This window comes from Nocardia sp. XZ_19_369 (genome assembly GCF_015355715.1).
In the GTDB taxonomy this organism is placed as follows: domain Bacteria; phylum Actinomycetota; class Actinomycetes; order Mycobacteriales; family Mycobacteriaceae; genus Nocardia.
Window position 1 is genome coordinate 1,082,225 of record NZ_JACVED010000001.1, and the last position, 15,193, is coordinate 1,097,417.

The 15,193-nt window shown below is 67.2% G+C and carries 13 protein-coding genes and 1 tRNA gene; 4 read left to right on the forward strand and 10 right to left on the reverse strand.

Annotated features, from left to right (window positions below; genetic code table 11):
* Positions 1-62: 62 nt before the first annotated feature.
* Both IBX18_RS05015 and crgA read right to left on the reverse strand, forming a co-directional pair.
* Positions 63-545, reverse strand: coding sequence for a PH domain-containing protein (locus tag IBX18_RS05015; protein WP_194832494.1), 483 nt, complete (start codon positions 543-545; stop codon positions 63-65).
* 120 nt (positions 546-665) lie between these two features.
* On the reverse strand, positions 666-929 hold the full coding sequence (crgA, locus tag IBX18_RS05020) for a cell division protein CrgA (RefSeq protein WP_107659880.1): 264 nt from the start codon (positions 927-929) through the stop codon (positions 666-668).
* Positions 930-1,100: 171 nt separating this feature from the next.
* Here crgA and IBX18_RS05025 point away from each other — a divergent pair, with 171 nt between their 5' ends.
* From IBX18_RS05025 to IBX18_RS05035, 3 genes are all read left to right on the forward strand, one after another.
* Positions 1,101-1,745, forward strand: a complete 645-nt coding sequence (locus tag IBX18_RS05025) for an aminodeoxychorismate/anthranilate synthase component II (protein WP_194832495.1) — start codon at positions 1,101-1,103, stop codon at positions 1,743-1,745.
* A 120-nt stretch (positions 1,746-1,865) separates the two neighbouring features.
* Positions 1,866-2,993, forward strand: coding sequence for a dihydrofolate reductase family protein (locus IBX18_RS05030; protein ID WP_194832496.1), 1,128 nt, complete (start codon positions 1,866-1,868; stop codon positions 2,991-2,993).
* A 326-nt stretch (positions 2,994-3,319) separates the two neighbouring features.
* The gene (locus tag IBX18_RS05035) at positions 3,320-3,553 is read left to right on the forward strand and encodes a hypothetical protein (RefSeq protein ID WP_228540302.1); all 234 of its coding nucleotides are present in this window, start codon (positions 3,320-3,322) and stop codon (positions 3,551-3,553) included.
* 293 nt (positions 3,554-3,846) lie between these two features.
* Here the strand turns inward: IBX18_RS05035 and IBX18_RS05040 are convergent, their stop codons facing one another.
* From IBX18_RS05040 to IBX18_RS05075, 8 genes are all read right to left on the reverse strand, one after another.
* Positions 3,847-4,266, reverse strand: coding sequence for a CBS domain-containing protein (locus tag IBX18_RS05040; RefSeq protein ID WP_194832498.1), 420 nt, complete (start codon positions 4,264-4,266; stop codon positions 3,847-3,849).
* Positions 4,267-4,368: 102 nt separating this feature from the next.
* On the reverse strand, positions 4,369-6,273 hold the full coding sequence (pknB, locus tag IBX18_RS05045) for a Stk1 family PASTA domain-containing Ser/Thr kinase (RefSeq protein ID WP_194832499.1): 1,905 nt from the start codon (positions 6,271-6,273) through the stop codon (positions 4,369-4,371).
* Positions 6,270-7,778 carry a protein kinase gene (locus IBX18_RS05050; RefSeq protein ID WP_194832500.1) on the reverse strand — a complete coding sequence of 503 codons (1,509 nt, stop codon included), beginning with the start codon at positions 7,776-7,778 and terminating at the stop codon, positions 6,270-6,272. The genes pknB and IBX18_RS05050 overlap by 4 nt, the downstream gene beginning before the upstream one ends.
* 31 nt (positions 7,779-7,809) lie before the next feature.
* A complete protein-coding gene (locus IBX18_RS05055; protein ID WP_194832501.1) occupies positions 7,810-9,276 on the reverse strand; it encodes a penicillin-binding protein 2 in 1,467 nt (488 codons plus the stop codon).
* Positions 9,273-10,763, reverse strand: a complete 1,491-nt coding sequence (locus tag IBX18_RS05060; RefSeq protein ID WP_107653521.1) for an FtsW/RodA/SpoVE family cell cycle protein — start codon at positions 10,761-10,763, stop codon at positions 9,273-9,275. Before IBX18_RS05060 ends, IBX18_RS05055 begins: the two co-directional genes overlap by 4 nt.
* Positions 10,763-12,256: a PP2C family serine/threonine-protein phosphatase gene (locus tag IBX18_RS05065; protein WP_194832502.1), complete on the reverse strand. Its 1,494-nt coding sequence runs from the start codon at positions 12,254-12,256 to the stop codon at positions 10,763-10,765. The genes IBX18_RS05060 and IBX18_RS05065 overlap by 1 nt, the downstream gene beginning before the upstream one ends.
* Entirely contained in the window at positions 12,253-12,720 is a 468-nt protein-coding gene (locus IBX18_RS05070; protein ID WP_014980860.1) for an FHA domain-containing protein, read from the reverse strand. The genes IBX18_RS05065 and IBX18_RS05070 overlap by 4 nt, the downstream gene beginning before the upstream one ends.
* Before the next feature lie 205 nt (positions 12,721-12,925).
* Complete coding sequence (locus tag IBX18_RS05075) at positions 12,926-14,332, reverse strand: DUF3662 and FHA domain-containing protein (protein ID WP_194832503.1); 1,407 nt, start codon at positions 14,330-14,332, stop codon at positions 12,926-12,928.
* 227 nt (positions 14,333-14,559) lie between these two features.
* Here IBX18_RS05075 and IBX18_RS05080 point away from each other — a divergent pair.
* Positions 14,560-14,642, forward strand: a tRNA-Leu gene (locus tag IBX18_RS05080).
* Positions 14,643-15,193: the final 551 nt, after the last annotated feature.

The following is a 15,193-nucleotide window of genomic DNA, read 5'->3' on the forward strand; positions in this document are numbered from 1 at the left end:
AAACACCGGAAAGCCACACAGCAACAACGACTGCGTCGCTGCTGCTTGCGGGCAGACGGGGTTCAGCGGGTGGTCTCGCCGGACAACCGGAGGGTGCGGACCAAGGTGTCGTAGACGTCGTCGGGGCGAGCACCCAGATCCCAGCGGCCGAAGATCAGCAGCCGCTCGGTGCCGTCGTGGTCGACGTCGATTTCCAGCATCGGCATCTTGCGCCCGAGGCGGCGGTAGTCGACCACCCGAGCGCGGATGATCTGGTCGCGGGTGTATTCGTCGGCACCGATCAGAGTGCGCACGACCATCCGCGGGTCGGCGCCCGCGACAGCGGTCAGCCGTGGTCGCTGCCGAAAGCCGAGCCCGGCCATGACCAAGAGCCCGGCCGCCGCCAGCCCGATGAGCAGGCGGGCCGCGGCCTCGTTGGCGAGGATCGCGGCAACGGCCAGCACGATGCCACCACCGGTCACCGCGACGAGGGCCGGTGCCGGCGTGGTCCAGGCGAGCCGAGGCGTGGCCTCGCGGGGCTGTGGATCGGGAGAATCAGGTGTCACGGGTCACTTTCCCCAAGCACTCCTCGAGTTGTCCACAGGTTCATCCACAGGTGTGCATGAATGACACGTCTGTAATCTAGATGTGGTGCCTGCGTTACCTGGAACAGCCCAGATGTGGTGTCAGCGCCACCGCATGGTCATGATCAGACCGACGACCATGAGGCCGAATCCGATCAGGAAGTTCCAGGCGTTCAGATCACTCATCCAGCTGATGTGATCGGCGGCGAGGTAATAGACGAGCAGCCACACCAGCCCGGCGAGCATGAAACCGAGCATGATGGTGACGTACCAGACCGGCGACGGTCCGGCTTTCACCTTCACCGGCGTCCGGCTGGCCGGGTTGATCGTGTAATCGGTCTTCTTCCGGACCTTCGACTTGGGCATGACGTCCTCGTATTCGGCGTGCAGGTCGGTACCGGCGGGGCAGGCGCGGGTGGTGGTGCGGAGCTCGCTCGCCACGGTGGACGAGGCTCTGGCGCCCTCCGGTGTGCCTCTAGGCTATCCCAACTGGTATTGGATGCGACGCGGTGCCGTGCGGGGACGTAATCTCGGATCATGCGTGTTCTGGTCGTCGACAATTACGACAGCTTCGTCTTCAACCTGGTCCAGTACCTCGGGCAGCTGGGTGCCGAGGCCGTGGTGTGGCGCAACGACGACCCGAACCTGGCCGATGTGGACGCCGTCGTGGCCGAATTCGACGGCATTTTGATCAGCCCCGGGCCCGGTTCCCCCGATCGCGCGGGCGCCAGCATCGACCTGGTGCGGGCCTGCGCCCGGCACACCGTTCCGCTGCTCGGCGTGTGCCTGGGTCATCAGGCCATCGGCGAAGCCTTCGGCGCGACGGTGACCCGCGCGCCCGAGCTGCTGCACGGCAAGACCAGCTCCGTCTTCCACATCGGCGCCGGTGTGCTGGCCGGCCTGCCCGACCCGTTCACCGCCACGCGCTACCACTCGCTCACCGTCCTCGAAGACACGCTGCCGGACGAGCTCGAGGTGCTCGGACGCACCGAATCCGGCATCGTGATGGCCATGCGGCATCGCACCCTGCCGATCCACGGCGTGCAGTTCCACCCCGAATCGGTGCTGACCCAGGGTGGGCACCGGATGCTGGCCAACTGGCTCGGCGTCTGCGGCGAGCGCCCGGCCGAGGGTCTGGTGGAGATGCTCGAGGCGGAGGTCGCCGCGCTGGTGCTGCAATAGTCGGACGCGGCGTGCGACCGAGGGTGTGGCAGGGAGCGGACATGGTCAGCGACCGGGAGGCGTGCAGTGAACGGACGCGGTGAGCGACCGGGAGACGTGGGACGACCGGGAGGTGCGGCAGTGACCCGTCCATATGTTCTGCTGTCGGTCGCGGTGAGCGTCGACGGATACATCGATGATGCGAGCCCTGAGCGTCTGCGGCTGTCGGACCCGGCGGATTTCGACCGGGTGGATCAGGTGCGTGCGGACTCCGACGCGATTCTGATCGGCGCCGAAACACTGCGCCGCGACAACCCTCGGCTGTTGGTCGACAGCGCCGAGCGCCGCACAGCACGGGTCGAGGCGGGCAAACCGGAGTACCCGCTGAAGATCACTGTCACGGCGAGCGGTGACCTGGATCCGGACCTGAGGTTCTGGCATCACGGCGGCGACAAGCTCGTGTACACCACCGATGCGGGCGCAGCGCGGCTCGCCGATCGCCTGTCCGGTCTTGCCGAAATCGTCTCGCTCGGCACCGAACTCGACTTCGGCGCCCTCCTGGACGACCTCGGTCGCCGCGGCGTCGCCCGCCTCATGGTCGAGGGCGGCACCCGCATCCACACCACCTTTCTTGCCGACGACCTCGCCGACGAACTGCACCTGGCGGTCGCACCCCTGTTGGTCGGTGACCCCGAAGCCCCGCGATTCCTCGGCGCCGCAAGCTATCCCGGCGCCCCGCACCGCCGCATGCGGCTGGTCGACATCGCCCTGTTCGGCGACGTCGCGGTCTTGCGCTACCGCCCGAAGTCCGAACCCATGGCGGAGCGCGACACTCGGTACATGCGGCGAGCCATCGAACTCGCGTGGCGCTGCCCGCCGAGCGAGACGGCGTTCTCCGTCGGCGCGGTGATCGTGGCCGACGATGTGGAGATCGCCACCGGCTACTCGCGCGAGACCGACGCGAAGGTGCATGCCGAGGAGTCGGCGCTGGACAAGCTCGACGCGGACGATCCGCGGCTGGCCAGGGCGACGATCTACACCACGCTGGAACCGTGTTCGCAGCGGGCCACCGCGACCCGGCCGCCGTGTACCGATCGCATCCTGCGGGCGGGAATTCCCCGGGTCGTGCTGGCCTGGCGCGAGCCCGCGACCTTCGTGACGAACTGCGTCGGCGTGGAGAAGCTGCGCGAGCAGGGCGTCGAGGTGATCGAGCTGACCGAGCTGGCGGCGGAGGCGATGTCGATGAACGGTCACCTCGAGCTGTCCTGAAGCGCACCAGGATTCAGCACGCAATGTTCTACATCGTTGCGGCGGCAGGATATTCGTGATCGAACGTCGATGACTGCCAACTTTCGGCTGCCAAGACAACTTCCGATTTCGATGGAACCGATTTCGGACTCGACGCGTCAGATCCTATAGAACACAAGATCTTATAGAACCTGGTGTTGGGGAGCTGCCACTCCCCAACACCCGGAGCTGCACGCATGCAGCAATTCACAGTTCACAACACAGATTGGAACACTTCCATGATAAACCTTCGGAGGCTCGCCGCAGGTGTCGCAGGCGCGTCCGTCGCCGCAATGATGTTGAGCAGCATGGCTGCCGGCACTGCGTCCGCGCAAAGCCTGCTCAAACCCCCTTTGCACTGCGGGCAGAACGGGAAGTTCACCGAAATCAAAGACGATGGCTATGCCTACGGGTACCAGTTGTACAAAACGGAAGGAAACACCTACTACTACATCGTGCACATTCCGCATATAACAGGCTGGGTGCCGATCGGTGAAGTGACCTGCATGGCCGGGCCCGGGCCCGGTTACGAGCACTACTGAGCAGCATTCAGCTGTTTCGGTGAAACAACCGGCGCTGCACTGCGTTAGGTGAAACGGGAATAACCTGACACCTGCGGCTCTGTGATACCGAAATATCGCGACGGTGTAGCGGATACGGCCCACGTGGTCGTGCCGATACGCCGCCGCGGGCGAGGCCTCCGGCAGCGAGTTTGCGCCCGAGCAGAATTCGGACACCGGAGGCCTTGTGCTCAGCACGCTGCACCGAGTGCCCGACCCCGCCGAGAGTGGGGGACGAGGCCCTGTGTCGAAGTGCGATCGGCGCCGCCGGGAACCTAGGGTCGCCCGTAGACCGCCGTCACGAACTCACCGAGCTGGTTGTCGTCGAGGTGCCTGGCCAGGTCGGCCTCGCTGATCATGCCGACCAGCCGCTTGTTGTCGATCACCGGCATCCGCTTGACCCGGTGGCTCTCCATCTGGTCGAGCACCTCCTCGACGTCGGCGTCGGCGGCGACCCAGCGGGGCGTGGACTCACAGAGTTCCTCGGCCCGCGTGGTCGCCGGCGAACGACCCTGCGCAACGCATTTCACGACAATGTCGCGGTCGGTGATGATGCCGCACATGCGATCGCTGTCGTCGGCGATGACCAGTGATCCGACGCCGAGTTCGGCCATCACCCGGGCGGCCTTCCCGACGGTCTCCTCCTTGGAGATCCACTGCGCACCGGGTTTCATGATGTCCCTGGCGGTAGTCATAAGGCTTCCTCCTCGTTGCTCAGCACTGCTGATCCGGATGGAGCACACCCAATTCTGCCGCCGATCACACCGACCGGTCGGTGTTTCGCCGATACCGCTATCTCACGGTGGGCCGAGGACGCCCACGCCGACCGACACGGTCCCGTTCTTCGGGATGGAACCGCTGGCGGATGGCTGCTGGCTGAGGATCCGGCCCACGCTGCTCGTGTCGAAGGTGCCCTGCGGGGACTGGCTGATCTGGCTCTGCGTGCCGGTCCAGCCTTCCGCGCGCAGCTTGTCCACCGCCTGCGCGACCGTGAGACCCACCAGCGACGGCATCTTGATCTGATCGCTGGACACCTGCACGGTGACCGTCGAGCCCTTCTCCGCCGGCGCGCCGCCCGCGGGGCTGGTCGAGAGCACCTCGCCCTTGGGCCGCGACGACGGCACCTCCTGGATCGAGATCTTGAATCCGGCGCTGTCCACCAGGTTCGGCCGCGCGACGTCGATGTCCTGACCGATCACGTTCGGCACCCGGACCGATTCCGGGCCGGAGCCGATGGTGACGACGATGGCCCGGCCCACATCCACCCGGGAACCCGCCGACGGATCCTGCCCGATGACCTTGTCGGTGTCCTGCGTGCTGGACGGCTTGCGCACGACACTCGGATCCATCTGTAGGTTGCCGTTGAGCAATGCGGCTTCGGCCTCCTGCTGGCTCATCCCGTCGAGCTTCGGCACCTGCACCTGGGCCGGGCCGGTGGACACCTGAATGGTGACGTTGCTGCCCTTGTCCGCCCGCGCACCGCCCAGCGGTGCGGTGGAGATGACGTTGCCGGTGGCCACTTTGCTGTCCGGCTTCTGCTGGATGGAGACGGCGAAACCGGCCTGCTGGAGCGTATCGGCCGCCTGTTGCGCGGACTTGCCCGAAAGGTCGGGCACGGCAACCTGTTCCGGCTTGCTGCCCGGTCCGACCCATACCCAGAACAAGGCGAGCAGCACGGCGACACCGGCGGCCGCGGCGACGGCGACATAGATGGAGCGGCGCGGTCCGCCGGACTCCGGCGGCCCCTGCTCCGCGGTGTCGTCGTTGCGCTCGACGGTGCGGTAGCTGCGCGGCGCGGGCTCGTTCGAGCCGAAGACGGTGGTGCGGTCCTCGTCGGTCATCACCATCGGCGCGATGGGCTTCTGCCCGCCGAGCACCCGGATCAGGTCGGCCCGCATCTCGGCCGCGCTCTGGTAGCGGTTGGCCGGGTTCTTGCTCATCGCCTTGAGGATCACCGAGTCCAGCTCGCGCGGTACTCCGGGATGCACGTGCGACGGCAGCCGCGGATCCTCCCGGACGTGCTGGTAGGCGACCGCGACCGGCGAGTCACCGGTGAAAGGCGGCTCACCGGTGAGGATTTCGAACAGCACGCAACCGACGGAGTAGACGTCCGAACGGGCGTCCACCGTCTCGCCGCGCGCCTGCTCGGGCGAAAGATACTGTGCGGTACCGATGACCGCGGCCGTCTGGGTCATCGGGTTGGAGCTGTCGGCGAGCGCCCTCGCGATGCCGAAGTCCATCACCTTCACCGCGCCGGCCCGGTTGATCATGATGTTGGCCGGCTTCATGTCGCGGTGCACGATGCCGGCCTTGTGGCTGAAATCCAGTGCGGCACACACGTCCGCGACGACTTCCATGGCGCGGCGCGGCGGCAGCGGACCCTGGCCGCGCACGATGTCGCGCAGCGTGTCGCCGTCGACGTACTCCATCACGATGTACGGCAGCGGGCCGTCGTCGACCTTGGCCTCGCCGGTGTCGTACACCGCGACGATGGCCGGATGATTCAGCGCGGCGGCGTTCTGGGCCTCGCGCTTGAACCGCAGATAGAAGGTGGGATCGCGGGCCAGATCGGCCCGCAGCACCTTGATCGCCACGTCCCGGCTGAGCCGCAGATCGCGCGCCTTGTGCACCTCGGACATGCCGCCGAACCCGATGATCTCGCCCAGCTCATAGCGGGAGGAGAGATTCTTCGGGGTCGTCATTGTTGTCCTTGCGAAGAGGTTTTGGGCGCGCTGGGGGTGGCGGAGCTTCGAGCACTGTTCCCCGGAAATGGTATGTCGATAGTGGGGATTCGGGGCAGGGTCGTCGCCGGTGTTGTCGTCGTCGGCTTGGTACTGCTCGGCGGCGTGGTGGTCGGCGACGGCGTGGTCGTCGTCGGTTCCGGCGTGGTGGTGGTCGGTTCGGTGGTGGTCGGCTCCGTGGTCACCACCGGCGGCGGAACGGGTTTGGGCGTCGTCGTGCTGGTCACCGGCGGCGGTGGCGGCTTCGGCGCCTGCGTGGTCGTGGTGGCAGGCGGGACCTTCGAATCCGGGTTCGTGTCGCCACCGAACATCAGGTAGAGCACGATGGCGAGCAGCAGCACCGCGCCCGCGCCGAGCGCAGCCATCCACTTCTGCGTGGTGGTGTACTTCTTGCCGTTCTCCGGCGGCAGCTGATTGCCACCGGTACCGCTGTTGAGCATCGTCGCGGGCGCACCGGTGCCGTTGGCGTAGCCGGCGTTGTTGAGGGCCGCGCCCGCGGGCGTGGAGTAGTGCACGGTCGCGCCGTCGAACTCCGATGGCGTGGAGGGCAATGCGACGGTCGGTCCGGGCGGCAGCACCCGGGTGGCGCCGGTCATCGACATCGACGGGTTGGCCCCGGTCGGGGTCGGCGGCCTGCGACCCGCGCGCACCGCGGCGACCGCGTCGGCGAACTCGCCGCCGCGCGAGTAGCGGCCCTTCGGATCCTTGCCCATGGTGATCTCGATGAGCTCACGCACGTTGGCAGGCAGGTCACCCGGCATCGGCGGTGGCGTTTCGCGCACGTGCTTCATTGCGACGGTGATCGCGCCGTCGCCGCTGAACGGCCTGGTCCCGGCGAGCGCCTCGTAGCCGACCACGCCGAGGGAGTACACATCGCTGGCGGCGGTGGCGTCCTCGCCGACCGCCTGCTCCGGCGCGATGTACTGGGCGGTGCCCATCACCATGCCGGTCTTGGTCACCGGCGAGGCGTCGACCGCCTTGGCGATACCGAAGTCGGTGATCTTCACCTGACCGGTCGGCGTGACCAGGATGTTGCCCGGCTTCACGTCGCGGTGCACGACGCCGGCCCGGTGCGCCACGTCCAGCGCGCGACCGGTCTGCTCGAGCATGTCGAGACCCTGGCCCACCGAGAGCCTGCCGAGCCGGTTCAGCACCGTGTTCAGCGGCTCGCCCTGCACCAATTCCATGACCAGATAGGCGGTTTCACTGCCCTGCGGGTCGGTGGTCTCGCCGTAGTCGTAGATCCCGGCGATGCCGGGGTGGTTCAGCTGGGCGGTGGTCCTTGCCTCGGTGCGGAACCGCTGCCGGAACGTCGGGTCGGTGGAGAACTCCGACTTGAGCACCTTGACCGCCACCCGGCGATCCAGCCGGGTGTCCAGCGCCTCCCAGACCTGGCCCATGCCGCCGGTCGCGATCAGGCGCTGCAGCCGGTACCGGTCGGCGATCATCGCACCGTTGTTCAGCATCCCCGTACCTTCACTCGCACATCCATATCGTTCAGCCGCCTCGCAGACCGGCGTCCAAGACCGCGCGTGCGATCGGCGCGGCCACCTTGCCACCCGTCGCCCCGAGTGCCCGGTCGCCGCCGTTCTCCACGATGACCGCGATGGCGATCTTCGGGTTCTGCGCGGGCGCGAAGGCGATGTACCAGGCGTGCGGTGGGGTATTGCGGGGATTGCTGCCGTGCTCGGCGGTGCCGGTCTTGGACGCGATCTGATAGCGGGAAGACCTGCTACCGCCGGTGTTCTCCTCCGACGCGATCATCAGATTCGTCAGCGATGACGCTACCTGGGCATTGAACGCTTGGCCCAGCGAGACCGGCTTGGTCTTGGACAACTCACTGAGGTCGGGTCCCTGCAGTTGGTCGACCAGGTGCGGTTCCATCCGGACGCCGCCGTTGGCGACGGTCGCCGCGATCACCGCGTTGTCCAGCGGGGTCAGCGCCACGTCGCGCTGTCCGATGCTGCTCTGAGCCAGCGCGGCGTTGTCCGGCATGGTGCCGACCGTGCTCTCGGCGACCGGGATCGGGATGCCCCGGTTCTCGCCGATGCCGAACGCGGCGGCCTGGTCCTTGAGTTTCGCGGCCCCCACCTTGACACCGAGTTCGGCGAACGCGGTGTTGCAGGAGAGCCGGAACGCCTCGTGCAGCGAGGCGCTCTGGCCGCCACCACAGTTGGAGCCGTTGTAGTTCTCCAGCGTGGTGCTCGTGCCGGGCAGCGTGATGTTCGGCGCCGCGGTGAACTGATCCTCCGGCGTCGCGATGTTGTTCGCCAGCGCGGCCGCGGTGACCACCACCTTGAAGGTGGAGCCGGGCGGATAGGTCTGCGAGACAGCCCGATTCAGCATCGGCTGCTTCTCGTCCGCGCTGAGCGCCTCCCAGGTCTGGGTGCCGCGGGCGCCGTCGTGGCCGGACAGCTGGTTCGGGTCGTAGCTCGGGGTGGACACCATGGTGAGGATCCGGCCGGTGCTCGGCTCGATCGCCACCACCGAACCGGTGTAGCCCTTGCTGGTCAGCTGGTCGTAGGCCACCTGCTGCATGGCCGGGTCGAGGGTGGTGATCACGTTGCCGCCGCGCGGGTCGCGTCCGGACACCATGTCGACCAGCCGCGAGCCGAACAGGTGGCTGTCGGAACCGTTGAGCACCGAATCCTCGGCCCGCTCCAGCCCGTTGCTGCCGTACTGCATCGAGTAGAAGCCGGTGACGGGCGCGAACGCCTCGGGGGAGCTGGGGTAGGTGCGCAGGTACTTGTAGCGGTCCTCGGTGGCCACCGAGTTGGCGAGCACGGTGCCGCCCGCGGAGATCTGCCCGCGCTGGCGCGAGTACTCGTCGAGCAGCACCCGCGAGTTGCGCGGGTCGGTGCGGTAGTCGTCGGCCTTGATCACCTGGACGTAGGTCGCGTTGACCAGCAACGCGACGATCATCAGCATCACCGCGATCGCGACCCGGCGTAGTGGTGTGTTCATGTGGCGGGCCCCGCTTCCGGTCGGCCCGCGTCGGGCTTGCGCAGCAGCTCGGTGGCCGCCTCCGCGATCGGGGCCGCGGGCACGGCCTTACGGGCCGGGGCCGGCGCGCGCGCCGCGTCCGAGACCTTGATCAGCAGCGCGAGCAGCGCGTAGTTGGCCAGCAGCGACGAGCCGCCGTAGGACATGAAGGGTGTGGTGAGACCGGTCAGCGGAATCAGTTTGGTGACACCGCCGACCACGACGAACAGCTGGATCGCGACGGTGAACGCGAGGCCGGCGGCCAGCAGCTTACCGAAGCTGTCGCGCACGGCGAGTGCGGTGCGCAGGCCGCGCACGATGAACACCAGGAACAGCACCAGCACCGCGGTGAGCCCGATCAGGCCGAGTTCCTCACCGATCGTGGTGATGATGAAGTCGGTCTTGGCGAAGGGCACCTGGTTGGGGCGTCCGCTGCCGAGGCCGGTCCCCGCGAGCCCGCCGGTGGCCAGCCCGAACAGCGACTGGGAGATCTGATAGCCGGTGTTGTTGTAGTCGTCGAACGGATGCAGCCAGGTCTGGGTGCGGATCTTCACATGGCCGAAAGTTTGGTAGGCGAAGAAGAATCCGAGGGTGAGCAGCGCGCCGCCGATCACCAGCCAGCCCACCCGTTCGGTGGCGATGTAGAGCATCACCAGCACCGTGCTGAAGATCAGCAGCGAGGTGCCGAGGTCTTTCTCGAAGACGAGCACGCCGACGCAGACGATCCAGACCACCACGATCGGGCCGAGGTCGCGTCCGCGCGGGAACTCCATGCCCAGCAGGTGCTTTCCGGCGGCGGTGAACAGATCGCGCTTGGCCACCAGCACCGAGGCGAAGAAGATGATCAGCAGGATCTTCGAGAACTCCGCGGGCTGGATGCTGAATCCGGTGATCTTGATCCAGTTCTTGGAGCCGTTGATCTCGGAGAAGCGGCTGGGCAGCACGGCGGGCAGCGCCAGCGCGATCAATCCGATCAGGCCCAGGGTGTAGCCGTAGCGGGCCAGCGTGCGGTAGTCGCGCAGCGCGATCAGCAGCCCGATGAACACGATCATGCCGAGGGTGGTCCACAGGATCTGCTGGTTGGCGTCCGGAGACGGCATCGGCCAGGAGTTGTAGACCGCGTTCTGCTCATCGGCCAGGTCGAGCCGGTGGATCAGCACCAGTCCGAGTCCGTTGAGCAGCGCGACGATCGGCAGCAGCAGCGGGTCGGCGAAGGGCGCGAAGCGGCGCACCGCGAGGTGGGCGACGCCGAACAACGCCAGAAAAGCCAGTCCGTACTTGGCGATATCCCAGGTGACCGACTGCTCCTGGCTGGCCTCCACCAAAAACAGTGAGGCCGTGGTGATCACCGCCGCGCCGGCCAGCAGCAGCAGCTCGGCATTGCGTCTGGTGCTCGGCGGTGGCGCGGGAGCGAAGCCGCCGGGAGGACTGGGAAAAGCCCCAGCGGACGGCGGTGCGGGCGCGGACATCAGTCCGTCACCCGGCAGTTCTCCCCCGCGATCTGGGGGTTCGGCGGAACCGGTGCTTCCGACTTCGTCGGTGTCTTGAGATCGGTGCCCGCGTCACCGTTGCCGGGTACCGGCGGAGCCGGCGGTGCGGGCTCGGAGGTCGGGGCGGCCGCGGTACTCGGTGCGGCCGGTCCGGGCGGCGGCGGCTCGGTCGTCGGCAGCACGCCGGGCTGGGGCACCGATGTCTTCGCCGGGCACGGCGGCAGCAGCTCGCCCTGCGCGATGGAGCGCATCTGGTCCTTGGCCCGGTCCAGCGAGCCGGGCGGCAGGCCCTTGCCGACCTGTTCGCGGCCGGTCTGCTTGAGATCGGTGACCTTCAGCTGCTTGCAGGACGACGGCAGATCGCCGCCGGGATCGACCAGGGACAGTTCCCCGGTCTTGGTGACGCAGCCGACAAGATTCACGTCGTGGATCGAGTAACCGAGCACCGAGCCCGGTAACCCGCGCAGGATCACCACCGAGCCGTTGTCGGCCCCGACGTAGTAGTTGCTGCGAATCATCTTGTAGCCGACCAGCAGTCCGACACCGACGGCCAGCACCAGCGCGAACGCGAGGACGAACCAGCGCAGTTTGCGCGCCTTGCCCTTCGGCTCCGGCTCGGGTGTCGCGGCGGCCCGGCGTGGCGCGGCTCGCGGCGGGCGCATGGCCGCCGCGCGTCCGGCCGCGGTGTTCGGCGGTGGCGTGTCCTCGTCCACCCCGGACGCGGCACCGGCCACGATCGGGTGACTCTGGCCGTAATCGAGGTCGATCACGTCGGCGACGACGACGGTGACATTGTCGGGTCCGCCGCTGCGCAACGCGAGTTCGATGAGCCGGTCGGCACATTCGTCGGTGCTGCCCTCGCGCATGGTGTTCGCGATGGTCTCATCGCTCACCACATCGGAGAGGCCGTCCGAGCACAGCAGGTAGCGGTCCCCGGCGCGGGCCTCGCGCATGATCAGCGTCGGCTCGATCTCGTTGCCGGTGAGCGCGCGCATGATCAGCGAGCGCTGCGGGTGCGTGTGCGCCTGCTCGGGCGTGATCCGGCCCTCGTCCACCAGTGATTGGACGAACGTGTCGTCCCTGGTGATCTGCGCCAGTTCGCCGCCGCGCAGCAGATAGGCACGGGAGTCACCGATGTGCACCAGGCCGAGCTTCTTGCCCGCGAACAGGATCGCGGTGAGCGTGGTGCCCATCCCGTCGAGTTCGGGCTCCTCCTCGACCTGATCGGCGATGGCGGCGTTGCCCTCTCGGGTCGCCGAATCCAGTTTGCCGAGCAGATCGTCGCCCGGCTCGTCGTCGTCCAGATGGGCCAGCGCGGCGATCATCAACTGCGACGCCACCTCGCCCGCGGCATGGCCACCCATGCCGTCGGCGAGCGCGAGTAATCGCGCGCCGGCGTAGACGGAGTCTTCGTTGTTGCCCCGGACGAGACCGCGGTCGCTACGCGCTGCGTAGCGGAGAACGAGTGTCACGATCGCAACTCGATCACTGTTTTGCCGACACGGACAGGCGTGCCGAGCGGAACCCGCACGGCAGTGGTGACTTTCGCGCGATCGAGGTAGGTGCCGTTCGTCGAGCCGAGGTCTTCGACGTACCAATCATCGCCACGCGGGGACAGTCGCGCATGTCTGGTCGAGGCGTAATCATCGGTGAGCACCAGCGTGGAGTCGTCCGCACGCCCGATCAGCACCGGTTGGGTGCCTAGCGAGATGCGGGTGCCGGCGAGTGAACCTTGAGTCACCACAAGAAATTTGGCGCCCTTCTGGCCCCGGCTGAAGGAGGGCAGCACCGCGGAACCGCGTGCGGCCCTGGGCTGTATCCGTATGCCGGATGCCGCGTAGATGTCGCTGCGCAAGGTGCGCAGCACCGCCCACACGAACAACCACAACAGCAGCAGGAACCCCGCACGGGTCAGTTGCAGGATCAGTCCCTGCACGGCGTTCCACCTCCTGTTCGACCGTGTATGTCGGTGCCGTAGGTGCGGTTCGACCACCCCCACCAGCATGCTGGTCTTGCCGACCCCGGGTTCCGGTGCCGTGCGTGTGTTGGCAGCATCATAGGGCCGTAGGTCGAGTTCGATCACGATACGACCGACGAATCCTTGATGGCCAAGTCGTGACCTGCATCGCGAGCTTACGGGATCAGACGATACGGATCAGGATCTCGGAGTGCCCGGCGCGGATCACGTCCCCGTCGGCGAGCTGCCAGTCTTGCACGGGAGAACCGTTGACCAGCGTGCCGTTGGTGGAACCCAGATCTGAGAGCATGGCGGTCTGCCCGTCCCAGCGGACCTCGATGTGCCTGCGCGAGACACCGGTGTCGGGCAGCCGGAAATGCGCGTCCTGGCCACGGCCGATGATGTTGCTGCCCTCGCGCAACTGGTACGTGCGGCCGCTGCCGTCGTCGAGCTGAAGAGTCGCGGAGTAGCCCGAACCCGCCTGCGGGGGAGCGGCATACGCGGGCGCGGCACCATAGCCGGGCTGCGCGCCGTAGCCGGGCTGCTGCGAGTAGGCCTGGCCGTAACCGGCCTGGTCATCCTGGCCGTAGGCGGCGGGCTCGGCGTAGGCCTGCTCGCCGTAACCGGGCTCCTGGTAACCCTGCTGGCCGTAGCCCGGCTGGGCGTAGCCCTGGCCTTGCTGGCCGTACGCCGGATCCGCGTAGGCCTGATCGCCGTAACCTTGCTGGGCGTAACCCTGCTGGCCGTAGCCCGGCTCCTGGTAGCCCGGCTGACCGTAGGCCGGCGGTTCCTGATAGCCCGGCTGGCCGTACGCGGGCTCCTGGTAACCCGGCTGCCCGTAACCACGATCGGCGTAGCCCGGCTGCTGGGCGGCGTAGCCCGGCTCCTGATACCCCGGCTGACCGTAGGCCTGGCCACCCTGCTGGTAGTCGTAGCCGTTCTGGTACTCGCCGTAACCCTGCTGACCCTCCGGCGCCGGATAGTCGGCGCCGTAGGGCGCCGCGCCGCGACCGTAGTCCTCGCGGTACGCGCCGTTCTGCGCGCCGCCGCGACCGGCAGGCGGTGGGGCGTACCCGCGGTTGCGTGGATCGGACTCCGCGGGCTCACGGCTCGGGTCGTAGCCTGAGTTCTGCGTCATGGGGCCAGCTCCTGGTTGCGGGTTTGCAGGTCGTTGTGGCGTGCGTTCAGGGCTGTGAGCTGGTGTAGCTCCGCGGCCGACGTCCGGATCGACCCGGCCGCTAGCCCTGAACTGTCCGGTGTGCAGCGTAGGGGATGCCTCGAACGCCACGTGTACTTCGCCGTAGGTCTGCCAGCCTTGCTCGCGGATGTAATCCTGCAGGTGTTTGGCGAACGCGCGGGTGGTGAGGTCGTGATCGGCGTCCAACTGCTGGTGATCGGAGGAGTTGATAGTGATCACATAGCTGTTGGGTGCCAACAGGTGCCCGCCGTCGAGCTCTTGGACATGATCAGCGGCCTCCCGTTGCAGCGCCGCCTCCACCTCCTGGGGCACGACGTTGCCGCCGAACACCCTGGCGAACACGTCACCGACGGCGCCCTGAAGACGACGCTCGAACCGTGAAACGATGCCCATTCCGGCCTCCCTTCGGTGAGCGTCTCTTCTGCTGATACGTAACAACGACACACGCATATGGCGTGTCGCCCATCGAGCACGTTCATTGCATGATATCCACGATCGTCCACACCTGTAACTCTTGGAAAGATCAGCAGGTTCCCGCGCTTGTCCAGCCCCCGCGTCACGGCCCCACACAGCCGATTTCGTGTCGACACGGACTGCGTGATACTGTCTCCGAGTCGCTCGGGCGAGTGGCGGAATGGCAGACGCGCTGGCTTCAGGTGCCAGTGTCCTTCGGGACGTGGGGGTTCAAGTCCCCCTTCGCCCACTCCACTCGGGGAAGCTCGTGCTCGTAGAGAGCACGAGCTTTTCTCGTTTCGTTCAGTGTTATATGGGGGCGCAGCCCCCATGCCCCGCTCGGCGGGGCTTCGCCCCCCGAACCCCCCAGGTCGATGGTTGCCCCGCGCGTGGGTTGCGTGCGTTGGGGCGGCGGGCGTTGCTGGTGAACGTGCGCGGTCTGTGGGGCGCGGACGTTGCCTCGGGGTGTGCGAGTTCCTGGCTGCTGCGTGGGGTGTGAGGTGTACCGCCTTCGTGGCTGGTTGTGACTTCCATGATCGTCGTGTCTGTCGGGTGTGTTCTCGGGTGAACGAGACTCCAGTGGGCCGCTGTGTTTCGTTTCCGGGCACCGGGATCGGTGGGGGTGCTGGTGACTCGGGTTGGTGGAGTGGGGTTCTCGTGGATGTGCGCGGTCGGGGTGTGGAGGTATATCCACAAGCTGTGCACAACTGCTGATATCCACAGGTTTGTTCGACGTGAAATCCGCCCAGTGGGCGTTATTTTCGGTTATTTCGGATTGTGTACGTGACTGTTCTCTTTGAT

Bases quoted from the DNA above. Each gene is read 5' to 3' on its own strand.
- IBX18_RS05055 (WP_194832501.1), bottom strand. From the start codon at position 9,276: ATGAACACACCACTACGCCGGGTCGCGATCGCGGTGATGCTGATGATC.
- IBX18_RS05025 (WP_194832495.1), top strand. From the start codon at position 1,101: ATGCGTGTTCTGGTCGTCGACAATTACGACAGCTTCGTCTTCAACCTG.
- pknB (WP_194832499.1), bottom strand. From the start codon at position 6,273: ATGACGACCCCGAAGAATCTCTCCTCCCGCTATGAGCTGGGCGAGATC.
- IBX18_RS05075 (WP_194832503.1), bottom strand. From the start codon at position 14,332: ATGGGCATCGTTTCACGGTTCGAGCGTCGTCTTCAGGGCGCCGTCGGT.
- crgA (WP_107659880.1), bottom strand. From the start codon at position 929: ATGCCCAAGTCGAAGGTCCGGAAGAAGACCGATTACACGATCAACCCG.
- IBX18_RS05035 (WP_228540302.1), top strand. From the start codon at position 3,320: ATGGCTGCCGGCACTGCGTCCGCGCAAAGCCTGCTCAAACCCCCTTTG.
- IBX18_RS05060 (WP_107653521.1), bottom strand. From the start codon at position 10,763: ATGTCCGCGCCCGCACCGCCGTCCGCTGGGGCTTTTCCCAGTCCTCCC.
- IBX18_RS05040 (WP_194832498.1), bottom strand. From the start codon at position 4,266: ATGACTACCGCCAGGGACATCATGAAACCCGGTGCGCAGTGGATCTCC.
- IBX18_RS05050 (WP_194832500.1), bottom strand. From the start codon at position 7,778: ATGCTGAACAACGGTGCGATGATCGCCGACCGGTACCGGCTGCAGCGC.